Origin of the sequence: Micromonospora sp. NPDC049101 (assembly GCF_040648675.1) — a bacterium.
Lineage (GTDB): Bacteria > Actinomycetota > Actinomycetes > Mycobacteriales > Micromonosporaceae > Micromonospora.
Window position 1 is genome coordinate 362,877 of sequence record NZ_JBEZED010000002.1, and the last position, 12,372, is coordinate 375,248.

A 12,372-nucleotide genomic window follows, 5' to 3' on the forward strand; every position below is an offset into this window, starting at 1 on the left:
AATATGCAACGAGTGCGTTTATTTAGCGAGTGCCGGAAGAGTAGGGTTGGTTGCGTGACACAACCATCCGGCCTGCGCGAACGGAAGAAGCAGCGCACCCGTGCGGCGCTGATCACCGCGGCGATCGAGCTCGTCTCCAGCAAGGGGTACGACGAGACGACCATCGCCGAGATCGCCGCCGCGGCGGACATCGCGCCACGCACGTTCTTCGCCTACTTCCCCGGCAAAGAGGACATCCTGTTCGCCGACTCGCAGTCGCGGGTCGACGAGATCGCCGCGCTGGTCGCCGAGCGGCGCGCCGGGGAGACCGTGGCCGACGTGCTGCTGCGCGCGCTGCGGACGGCGGTGACCTCCGGCGCGGCGACCCGCGACCTGACCGGTGACCTGGCCGTCCGCCGGGTGCACGTGGTGCTGTCCACGCCGGCGTTGCAGGCCGGGGTGCTGCGCCGGATGGTCTCCGCGCAGCAGCAGTTGACCGCGGCGCTGCTGACCGCCTTCCCCGGTGAGCTGGCGGAGGGCGACGCGGCAGCCGCGGTCGGCGCCCTGGTCGGCTCGATGGTCACCGTCGCGTTCACCACCTTCGCCCGCAACCCGTCACCGGAGGAGCTGCTGCGGGTGCTGCTGAGCGCCACCCGCGTAGCCCTCGACGGCATCCGCTCCCTCGGCCCCGCGGCGGAGCGACCCGCGGCGGAGTGACCGTCGGCCCGGTGACCCTGGCCCGGTGACCCTGGCCCGGCGAGTCCGGCCCGATGACCCCTGGCCAGGTGGCCTCGGGTTTGTGGCCGGTGGCTCGGTGGTGCCTGAGCAGGTGATCCTCAGTGCGGCCAGGGTCGATGTCTGGGGTCTGGCCGGGGGACCGCACTAGGGCTCCGCGTCCCGCCCCACCCGCAGAATCGACTCGCTATCCCACGGTCGCCGTAGCCCGCCGGTCCACCGGCGTCTGCGGCGGCGGCCGGCTTCGGCCGGACGGGAAGCTGAGGGAGACCAGCGGGGAGCTGACGGAATGACGAGCGACTTCGCCGACGCGCACATCGCGGTGACCGGCATCGCCTGCCGGCTGCCCGGCGCGCCGGACCCGGACCGGTTCTGGCAGCTGCTGCGCGCCGGGACGGACGCGGTGACGGCGCCCGGCGCGGGCCGCCGGGACCAGCCGGGTCTGCCGCCGCGGGCAGGGTTCCTCGACCGGATCGACACGTTCGACCCGGAGTTCTTCGGCATCTCCCCGCGGGAGGCCGCGAACATCGACCCGCAGCAGCGGCTCCTGCTGGAGCTCGCCTGGGAGGCGCTGGAGGACGCCGGCGCCGTGCCGGGCAGCCTGCGGGGCAGCCGGACCGCCGTGCTGACCGCCGCGATCTGGGACGACTACCACGACCTGACGCAGGGGCGCGGCGCGGACGGGCTCAACCACCACTCGTTCACCGGCACCCGCCGCGCCATGCTCGCCAACCGGCTGTCGCACGTGCTCGGCCTCACCGGCCCCAGCCTCACCGTCGACACCGGACAGTCGTCGTCCCTGGTGGCCGTGCACCTGGCCGGTGAGGCGCTGCGCCGGGGCGAGGCCACGACCGCGATCGTGGGTGGCGTCAACCTCATCGCCGGGCCGGGCTCCACGGCCACCTCCGCGCGGATGGGCGCACTGTCGCCCACCGGCCGGTGCCACACCTTCGACGCGCGGGCCGACGGCTACGTGCGCGGCGAGGGCGGCGCGGTGCTGGTGCTGAAGCTCCTCGACCGGGCGCTCGCCGACGGCGACCGGGTGTACGCCGTGCTGCGCGGGTCGGCCGTCAACAACGACGGTGGCGGCGGTGCCCTGGGCGAACCGCAGCGGGCCACCCAGGAGGAGGTTCTGCGCCTGGCCCACCAGCGGGCCGGGACGGATCCGGCCGACGTGCACTACGTCGAGCTGCACGGCACCGGAACACCGGCCGGGGACCCGGTCGAGGCCGCCGCCCTGGGCGCGGTTCTCGGGTCGGCCCGGCCGGCCGGTGACCCGCTCCCGGTCGGCTCGGTCAAGACCAACCTCGGCCACCTGGAGGGCGCGGCCGGCATCGCCGGCCTGCTCAAGGTGATCCTCAGCGTGCACCACCGGGAACTGCCGCCGAGCCTGCACTTCGAACGACCCCGTGCGGACGTCCCGCTGGAGGCGCTCAACCTGCGCGTCCACACTCGCGGCGGCGCCTGGCCGACTCCCGGCCCGGCACCGCTCGCCGGCGTGTCCTCGTTCGGCCTCGGTGGCACCAACTGCCACGTGGTCGTCGCGGGGCACGCCGACGGGTGGCCGGGAGAGGCCGCGACCGCCGAGCCGGACTCCGGCCGGACCGAGCCCTGGGTCCTGTCCGCCACCAGCGCCCGTGCGCTGCGGGGCCAGGCCGACCGGTTGCGACGTCACCTGGTCGCGCATCCCGCCGCGGCGGTGGCCGACATCGGATATTCGCTGGCCGCCACCCGCACCGCCTTCCGCCACCGGGCCGCCCTGCTCGGCGCCGACCGGGCGGAGCTCACCATGGCCCTGGACGCGCTGGCCGCCGGACTTCCCGCGCCCGGCGTGGTGGAGGACGTCGTGTCGCCGGGCGCGGACCGTCCGGTGTTCGTGTTCCCGGGGCAGGGCGCGCAGTGGGCGGGCATGGGCCTGGAACTCGCCGAGGCGTACCCGGTGTTCGCCGAGTCCCTCGCCGAGTGCGCCGAGGCGTTGCGTCCGGTGGTCGGCTGGGACCTGCTCGCGGAGCTGGCCGGGGACCTGTCCCGGGTCGACGTGGTGCAGCCCGCCTCGTGGGCGGTGATGGTGTCCCTGGCGCGGCTCTGGGAGTCCTCCGGCGTACGCCCGGCCGCGGTGATCGGGCACTCGCAGGGTGAGATCGCCGCCGCGGTCGTCGCGGGCGCGCTGTCGCTGCAGGACGGTGCCCGGGTCGTCGGTCTGCGCAGCCGGCTGATCGCGGCACGGCTGGCCGGCAGCGGTGCGATGGCGTCGGTCGACCTGCCCGCCGAGCGGGTCCGCGGCGACCTCCCGCCCGAGGTCGCGATCGCGGTCGTCAACGCCCCCGGCTCGGTGGTGGTCTCCGGTGAGCCGGCCGCGGTGGACCGACTGGTCACCGGCTGGACCGCCGAGGGTGTCCGGGTCCGGCGCGTCGCGGTCGACTACGCGTCCCATTCACCGCAGGTCGAGCCGCTGCGCGAGGAACTGCTCGACGCGCTCGCCGGCATCACGCCCGGGCCGTCGCGAGTGCCGTTCTGGTCCACCGTCACCGGTGGCGTGGTCGACACCGGCACACTGGACGCCGCCTACTGGTACCGCAACCTCCGGCAGACCGTGGAGTTCGCCGGTACGGTCCGCGCCCTGCTCGCCGACGGCTTCCAGGCGTTCGTGGAGTGCAGCTCGCACCCGGTGCTGACCAGCGCCGTCCGGGAGGCCGGGGCCGGCCTCGCGGCCGCGACGTTGCGCCGCGACGACGGCGGCCCCGCCCGGTTCCGTACCGCCCTCGCGGCCGGCTGGGCCGGTGGACTCACCGTGGACTGGCGCGACCGGTATCCCGGGGCCCGGCGCGTCCCCCTGCCCACCTACGCATTCCAACGGGAGCGTCACTGGCTGCCCCCGGCCGCCAACGCCGCGCCGGCCGCCAACGCCGCGCCGGCCGCCAACGCCGCGCCGGCCGCCAACGCCGAGGCGCCCGCCCACACCGAGGCGCCCGCCGCGCCGGTTGCCCGGACCACGTCGGTGCCCGTACCCGCGGACCTGCGCACGCTCGTCCGGGCGCACGCCGCGGCGGTGCTCGGCCTGCCCGGCCCGGACCGGGTCGACGACGCCGTGTCGTTCCGGGACGCCGGGTTCGACTCGCACATGACCGTCGAACTGCGCGACCGGCTCAGCCGGGCGACCGGCCTCACGCTGCCGTCCGACACGCTCTTCTCGCACCCGACGCCAGCGGCGCTGACCGAGCGGCTTGGCGCCGAACTGTCCGGCGCCCCGACCGCGCCGTCCGGCCCCGAACGGCCGGTGCTCGAACCGGGCGAGCCGATCGCCGTCATCGGCATGGCCTGCCGTTTCCCGGGCGGCGTCCGGTCGCCGGAGGACCTGTGGCGGTTGGTCGACGACGGCGTGGACGCGATCTCCGGCTTCCCGGACGACCGGGGCTGGGACCTGGACGCGCTGTTCGATCCCGACCCGGAGCACCCGGGCACGTCGTACGTGCGGCACGGCGGCTTCCTCGACGGCGCCACCGAGTTCGACGCCGGGTTCTTCGGCATCTCGCCGCGTGAGGCGTACGCGATGGACCCTCAGCAACGCGTCCTGCTGGAGACCTCGTGGGAGGCCGTCGAGCGCGCCGGGATCGCACCGGCGACCCTGGCCGGCACCGCCACCGGGGTGTTCGCCGGCGCCATGGCACCGGAGTACGGCGCCCGCCTCGACCAGGCACCCGACGGCTTCGAGGGTCAGCTGCTCACCGGCACCGCCGGCAGCGTGCTGTCCGGCCGGATCGCGTACACCCTCGGTCTGCACGGCCCGGCCGTCACCGTGGACACCGCCTGCTCCTCGTCGCTTGTCGCGCTGCACCTGGCCGCCCAGGCACTGCGCCAGGGCGACTGCGCGATCGCGCTGGCCGGGGGTGTCACAGTGATGTCCAGCCCGGGCATGTTCCTCGAATTCAGCCGCCAGCGGGGGCTGGCGCCGGACGGCCGGTGCAAGGCCTTCGGGGCCGGCGCGGACGGCACCGGCTGGGCCGAGGGCGCCGGCATGCTGGTCCTGGAACCGTTGTCCGCCGCACGCCGCAACGGCCGCCGGGTGCTCGCGGTCATCCGCGGCTCCGCCGTCAACCAGGACGGCGCCTCGAACGGGCTCACCGCGCCGAACGGCACCGCCCAGCAGCGGGTCATCACGCAGGCGCTGGCCGGCGCCGGGATCGAGGCGCGGGGTGTGGACGCCGTGGAGGCGCACGGCACGGGCACCACCCTCGGCGACCCGATCGAGGCGCAGGCGTTGCTCGCCACGTACGGGCGCGACCGTACCGCCGCCGACCCGCTCCTCCTCGGCTCGCTGAAGTCGAACATCGGTCACGCCCAGGCGGCGGCCGGTGTCGGCGGCGTGATCAAGATGGTGATGGCGATGCGGCACCGCCGGCTGCCGCGCACGCTGCACGCCGCCGAACCGACCCCGCACGTCGACTGGTCCGCCGGGCCGGTCGCGCTGCTGACCGAGGCGCGTCCGTGGCACGATCGCGGGCGCCCGCGCCGGGCCGGGGTGTCCTCGTTCGGGATCAGCGGCACGAACGCCCACCTGATCATCGAGGAGGCCCCGCCGGCCGATCCGGTGCCCGCCCGCACCGGGCTGTCCGGGGCGCCGACGGCGTGGCCGGTCTCCGCACCGGACCCGGAGGCGCTGGCCGGGCAGGCCGCCCGGCTCCACGCGTACCTCCGGGCGCGTGCCGACCTGCCGGCGGCCGACGTCGGCCTCGCCCTCGCCACCGCCCGCGACCACCACCGGCATCGCGCCGTGGTGGTCGGGACCGACGCCGGGACGCTGCTCGACGGGCTCGCCGCCCTCGCCGCCGGGGAGACCACGGACACGGTCGTGTCGGGTGTCGCGGGAGCCGGCCGGCCGGTGTTCGTGTTTCCCGGTCAGGGCGCGCAGTGGCCGGGCATGGGCCTGGAGTTGGCGGAGGCGTTTCCGGTGTTCGCGGATGCGTTGGCGGAGTGTGCGGAGGCGTTGCGGCCGGTGGTGGGTTGGGATCTGCTGGCCGAGTTGTCGGGTGATCTGTCGCGGGTGGAGGTGGTGCAGCCGGCGTCGTGGGCGGTGATGGTGTCGCTTGCCCGGTTGTGGGAGTCGTTCGGTGTGACCCCGGCGGCGGTGATCGGCCACTCGCAGGGTGAGATCGCCGCGGCGGTGGTCGCGGGTGCGTTGTCGCTCGCCGATGGTGCCCGGGTGGTCGGCCTGCGCAGCCAGGTGATCGCGGCGAAGCTGGCCAGCAGTGGCGCGATGGCGTCGGTCAACCTGCCGGCCGCGGACGTCCGGGCCCGGCTGGACGACCGGGTCGCGATCGCCGCGGTCAACGCACCCGACTCGGTGGTGATCTCCGGCGATCCGGTGGCCGTCGACGACCTCCTGGCCGGTTGGGAGCGGGACGGGGTGCGGGCACGCCGCGTCGCCGTCGACTACGCCTCCCACTCGCCCCAGGTGGAGGTGTTGCGGGACGAGCTGCTCCGGACGCTCGCGGGCATCACCCCGCAACCGTCGCGGGTGCCGTTCTACTCCACCGTCACGGCCACGGTCGTGGACGCGTCCACTCTGGACGCCGACTACTGGTACCGGAACCTGCGGCAGACCGTGGAGTTCACCGGCGCGGTGCGCGCGCTCGTCGCGGACGGCTACGGGCTGTTCGTCGAGGCGAGCACGCACCCCCTGCTCGGCGGCGGCATCGCGGACATCGCCGCCGACGCCGGACGGGACGTGACGGCGGTCGGGACGCTCCGCCGCGACGACGGCGGCGCCGCCCGGTTCGTGCGCTCGCTCGCCGAGGCCCACGTACACGGCGCCTCAGTCGACTGGACACCGTGCTACCCCGGCGCGCACCCCGCCGACCTGCCCACGTACGCGTTCCGACGGACCCGCTACTGGATGACGGCGGCCCCCGCGTCCCGGACCGCGCCCGCGCACCCGCTCACCGCCAGCGCCACCCCGCTGGCCGGCGACGGCGGCGCGGTGCTCACCGGCGAGGTGTCCCGGGACACCGTGGCCTGGCTCGTCGACCACGCGGTGGCCGACGCCGTCCTCCTGCCCGGCGCCGCCCTCGTCGATCTCGCCCTGCGTGCCGGCGAGGAGAGCGGCTGCCGCACGCTCGCCGAGCTGACCCTGCAGGCGCCGCTCGTGCTGCCCGAGCGGGGTGGGGTGTCGCTGCAGGTCGTGGCCGGCGCCGCCGAGGACGGCACCGGTCGCCGGCCGGTCACCGTGCACTCCCGGCCGACCGCGGACGCGTCCTGGACCTGCCACGCCACCGGCGTGCTCGCCCCGGACACCGGGCCCGGTCCGAACCTCGACGTCGCGTGGCCGCCACCGGCCAGGTCCGTCCCGGTCGACACGCTCTACACCGACCTCGCCGGACTGGGGTACCAGTACGGCCCGTCGTTCCGCGGCCTCCGGGCCGCCTGGCGCGACGGCGAGGACGTCTACGCCGAGGTCGCCCTGCCGGCCGGCGAGGAGCTCACGACCGCCGGGTACGCCGTGCACCCCGCCCTGCTCGACGCCTGCCTGCACACCGCGCTGCTCGGCCGGATCGGGGGACCGCACCACCGGCCGGCGCTGCCGTTCGCGTTCACCGGCGTCCAGGTGCACGCCACCGGCGCCGCCACCGCACGGGTACGCCTGCGCCCGGCCGGTCCCGACGCGGTCGCGCTGTCCATCTGGGACGGCACCGGCCGGCCGCTGGCCACCGTGGAGTCCCTCGTCCTGCGCGACGCCCCGGACCTCGCCGCCACGACCACCGACCTGTACCGCCTCGACTGGATCCCGGTCGATGCGGCCGCCGGCGCCGGCGAGTGGGTCGTGCTGCCCGCCGGGGCGACCGACACCGGCACGCTCACCGGTCCGCCGCCCGCCTCGGTCATCGCCCCGGTGGGCACACCGGACACGGTCACCGGCGCCGTGGACACCGCCCTCGCGCTGCTGCGCGGCTGGCTGGCCGACGAGCGGCTGGCCGGCACCCGGCTGGTGTGGCTGATCGGCGGGGACAGCCCCGCCGAGGCCGCCGTCGCCGGCCTGATCCGCACCGCCGAGCGGGAGCACCCCGGCCGGTTCCTGATCCTGCACACCCCCGAACCGGACCGGTTCCTCGCCGACCACCCCACCGTGCGCGCCGCGCTCGCCACCGGCGAGCCGGAACTGCGGGTCACGGCCGGCCGGCACGCGGTGCCCCGGCTGGTACGCACCGGCCACCGGCCGCCGCTTGACCTGCCGGCCGCGGGACCCTGGCGGCTCGGGCTCACCGGGCGCGGCACCCTCGACCACGTGGCGCCGCTGCCCGCGCCCGCCGCGGCCGCACCCCTCGACGCCGGCCGGATCCGGATCCGGGTGGCCGCCGCCGGCCTCAACTTCCGCAACGTCCTGGTGGCGCTCGGCATGATCCCGGGACACGACGGCATCGGGCTGGAGGGGTCCGGCACCGTGCTGGAGACGGGTCCCGGCGTCACCGGCATCGCGGTCGGTGACCGCGTCATGGGCCTGTTCCCGGACGCGATCGCGGACGTGGCCGTGGCCGACGCCCGCACGGTCGTGCCGGTGCCGCCGGGCTGGACCCTGGCGCAGGCCGCGGCCGTGCCGGTGGTGTTCGTCACCGCCTGGCTCGGCCTCGTCGAGCTCGCCGCGCTGCGGCCCGGTGACCGGATCCTGGTGCACGCCGCCACCGGCGGCCTCGGCCAGGCCGCCGTGCAGGTGGCCCAGCACGTCGGCGCGGAGGTGTTCGCCACCGCCGCCCCCGCCAAACAGCACCTGTTGCGCGCGCTCGGGCTGCCCGCGGACCACATCGCCTCGACCCGCGACCTGGACTTCCGTGACCGGTTCCTGAGCGCCACCGGCGGCGCCGGGGTGGACGTGGTGATGAACGCCCTCAGCGGCGAGTTCACCGACGCGTCGCTGGCGTTGCTGCCCCGCGGCGGACGCTTCGTCGAGATGGGCCGGACCGACGTCCGCGACCCGGCCGACGTCGCGGCCGCCCATCCCGGCGTCGACTACCGGCACTTCGACCTGCTCACCGAGCCCGCCGACCGGGTGGGCGCGGCGCTGCGTACCCTGGCCGAGCTGTTCGCCGCGGGCCGGTTGCGCCCGCCCGGCATCACCACCTGGGACGTCCGGTCCGCGCCCGAGGCGCTGGAGACGCTGCGCGGCGCCACCCAGCCCGGCAAGATCGTTCTCACCCTGCCCCGGCCGTGGGATCCCGGCCGGACGGTCCTGATCACCGGCGGCACCGGCACGCTCGGCGGCCTGCTGGCCCGGCACCTGGTCACCCGGCACGGCGTCCGCCACCTGCTGCTCACCAGCCGGCGTGGCCCGGCCGCCGAGGGCGCCGCGGAGCTGACCGCGGAGCTGACCGCGCTCGGCGCCGACGTCCGGATCGCCGCCTGCGACGCGGCCGACCGGGACGCGTTGCGCCGTACGCTCGCCGACATCCCGGCGGACCGCCCGCTCGGCGGCGTCGTGCACGCGGCCGGTGTCCTCGACGACGGGCTCGTCGAGTCACTGACCACCGAGCAGGTGCACCGGGTGGTCCGGGCGAAGTCCGACGCCGCGGCGCACCTCGACGCGCTCACCGAGGGCCTGGACCTGGACGCGTTCGTGCTGTTCTCGTCGGTCGCCGGCACGCTCGGCACCGCCGGTCAGGGCAACTACGCGGCCGCGAACGCCGCACTGGACGCCGTCGCGCGCCGCCGCCGGGCCGCCGGCCGTCCGGCCGTGTCGCTGGCCTGGGGGCTGTGGCGGGAGGCGAGCGGCATGACCGGGCACCTGGCCGGGCGCGACGTCGGCCGGCTGGCCGGCGCCGGGGTGGCGCCGCTGGACTCCACGACCGGCCTGGCGCTCTTCGACGCCGCCCTCGCCGACGGGGCGCCGCACCTGGTCACCGCCCGCCTCGATCTCGGCGCGATCGCGGCGGACACGGGCGTCGGCGAGCTCCCGGCCGTCCTGCGCGGGCTGGCCGGGCCGGCCCGGCGCCGCGCCGCCCCGCCCGTCGGTGCCGCGGAGGCGGACACCGGGACGGCTCTCGCCGCCCGGCTGGCCGCCGCCGCACCCGAGGACCGGCGGCACGCGTTGCTCGATCTGGTGCGCACGCACGCCGCCACGGTGCTGCGCCACGGCACGGTCCGGGACATCGGACCGGACCGGCCGTTCCGGGAGGTCGGGTTCGACTCGCTGACCGCCGTCGAGCTGCGCAACCGGATCAATACGGCCACCGGGCTGCGGCTGCCCAGCACGGTGATCTTCCGGCACCCCACGCCGGCGCTACTGGCCGACCGGCTCCAACTGGACCTGTTCCCCGCGGCGTCGGACGACCTCGCCGCGGCGTCGGACGGGAGCGCGGCCGCGGTGCTGTCCGACCTCGACCGGTTGCGGTCCCGCCTCGCCGGCATCGTCGCCGACGCGGCCGGCCGCGACGAGATAGCCGACCGGCTCCGGCTGCTGCTCCGCGAGTTCGACGGGGCCAGCGCCGACGCCGCCACGCTCGAGGACGAGCTGGCGGCAGCCACCGACGACGAGATGTTCGCGCTCATCGAGAAGGAGCTCGGCCTCGACTGAGTCCCGACCCCTGCGGAGGTTGTGCTGTGACGTACCAAGTAGATCCCACCGTCGACGGCGACGCGACCGCGCTCGGCATCGCCCCCGACCTGATCGACGCCGTCCTGGAAGGCGGACCCACCTCGTTCCCGGCCCATCTGCGCAGCCACCGGGTGCCCCGGACGGAGCAGAAGGTCAAGATCGCGCACTACGGCGGCTACGAGCACTTCGAGCGTGGCCCGGACACCGGCGACCCGCTGGTGCGCGGCGGTCCGGTGGTGTTCCGGTGGACGACCCGTACCCGGGTGGCCGAGTGACTGCCGCGCCGGTCGGCCCGCCCGTGGACTCGCCGCTTGTCAGCCAGTGGCGGCGGGCGGCTCTGGGCGCGCTGCGCAAGGGCGGCCGGGCGGGCCCGGACGACACGCCCGACGACGTCGAGACCCGGCTGTCGCACACCACCTACGACGGCCTGACCATCGCACCCCTGTACGCCGGTCCGGCCGCCGTGCGCCCGTCCGGCGTACGGCCCGGTGCCTGGGAGGTGTGCCAGTGGCACGCCGATCCGGACCCGGCGGTCGTCGCCGCGGCGATCGCGGCCGACCTCGGCGACGACGTCACCGCGCTCTGGCTGACCGTCGGCGGCGGCGCGCTGGGCCTGGACCGGCTCGGCGAGGCGGCCGACCCGATTCCGCTCGACCGGGTCGCGGTCACCTTCGACGCGGGCGACCAGCCGATGGTCGCCGCGGCCATCTGGCTGGACCTGGCCCGGCGCCGCGGGGTGCCGGGCACCGCCCTGCGGGGCGGGTTCGGCGCGGATCCACTGGCCGAGCACGCCCGCACCGGTGAACCGGGCGACTCCGGCGCGCTCGCCGCGCTGGCCCGCCGGTGCGAGGTGGAACTGCTCGGCATGCGGGCGGCGATGGTCGACACGACAGTGCACCACGACGCCGGCGCGTCGGACGCCGACGAGCTCGCGGCGTCCCTGGCGACCGGCGTGGCGTACCTGCGGATGATGACGGACGCCGGGCTCGGCGCCGCGGCGGCGCTGGACCGGATCGAGTTCCGCTACGCGGCCACCGCGGACCAGTTCGCCACCATCGCGAAGCTGCGGGCCGCCCGCCGGCTGTGGGCCCGGGTCGCCGAGGCCTGCGGCGCCGCCGGGCACGGCCGGCAGCGGCAGCACGCGGTCACCTCGGCGGCGATGATGACCGTGCGGGATCCGTGGACGAACATCCTGCGTACCACGGTCGCCACGTTCGCGGCCGCCACCGCGGGCGCCGACGTGATCACCGTGCGACCGTACGACTCGTGCCTCGGGCGGCCGGACGAGACCGCCCGCCGCCTCGCCCGCAACACCCACGCGCTGTTGCGCGAGGAGGCCCACCTGGCGCGCGTCGCCGATCCGGGCGCCGGCTCCTGGTACGTCGAGTCGCGCACCGAGGCCCTCGCACTGCGGGCCTGGGAGCGTTTCGTCGAGATCGAGCGGGCCGGCGGGATGGCCGCGGCCGTGGACTCCGGCCTGCTCGCCGGCTGGTACGACGAGACCTGGGCGGCCCGGTCGGCGAACATCGCCCGGCGGGCCGACCCGATCACCGGAGTGAGCGAGTTCCCGGACCTCGGCGAGCGGTTGCCGGTCCGACCGGCCGCTGCGGCGGTCACCCGGGCCGGTGGCGGGTTGCCGGTCCGGCGGCACGCCACGGTGTTCGAGGAGCTGCGGGACCGCTCCGACGCACACGTCCGGCAGACCGGTGCCCGCCCGACGGTGTTCCTCGTGCCGAACGGCTCGCCCGCCGCCCGGGCGGCCCGGGTCGCGTTCGTGACGAACCTGTTCGCGGCCGGTGGCATCGCGGTCACCGAGGCCGACGGTTCCGCCGATCCGGAGACGATCGCCAAGGTGTTCGTGGACAGTGGCCTGCCGGTGGCGTGCCTGTGCGGCCCGGACGCGGACCGGGACGCGGTCGGCCCGATCGCCGCCGCGCTGGCGTCCGCCGGCGCGACCCGGGTGTGGTGCGCCGGCCCACCCGGCGACCATCCCGGCGTACACGGATATCTGTACACCGGCTGTGACGTCGTGGCGGCGCTCACGGTCACCTTGACCGACCTGGGGGTGGCACAGTGAT

The 12,372-nt window shown here is 76.2% G+C and carries 4 protein-coding genes; all 4 read left to right on the top strand.

The window, feature by feature from the left end:
* Positions 1-54 precede the first annotated feature (54 nt).
* Positions 55-696, top strand: coding sequence for a TetR family transcriptional regulator (locus tag AB0B57_RS03995; RefSeq protein ID WP_357064909.1), 642 nt, complete (start codon positions 55-57; stop codon positions 694-696).
* A gap of 307 nt (positions 697-1,003) precedes the next feature.
* The gene (locus AB0B57_RS04000; protein ID WP_357064911.1) at positions 1,004-10,273 is read left to right on the top strand and encodes an SDR family NAD(P)-dependent oxidoreductase; all 9,270 of its coding nucleotides are present in this window, start codon (positions 1,004-1,006) and stop codon (positions 10,271-10,273) included.
* Between the two features lie 26 nt (positions 10,274-10,299).
* Entirely contained in the window at positions 10,300-10,569 is a 270-nt protein-coding gene (locus tag AB0B57_RS04005; RefSeq protein ID WP_357064912.1) for a DUF5988 family protein, read from the top strand.
* On the top strand, positions 10,566-12,371 hold the full coding sequence (locus AB0B57_RS04010; RefSeq protein ID WP_357064914.1) for a methylmalonyl-CoA mutase family protein: 1,806 nt from the start codon (positions 10,566-10,568) through the stop codon (positions 12,369-12,371). Before AB0B57_RS04005 ends, AB0B57_RS04010 begins: the two co-directional genes overlap by 4 nt.
* Position 12,372: the final 1 nt, after the last annotated feature.

What these genes read in the sequence shown, in the direction of transcription:
- AB0B57_RS04000 (WP_357064911.1), top strand. Translation starts at nt 1,004, where the DNA reads ATGACGAGCGACTTCGCCGACGCGCACATCGCGGTGACCGGCATCGCC.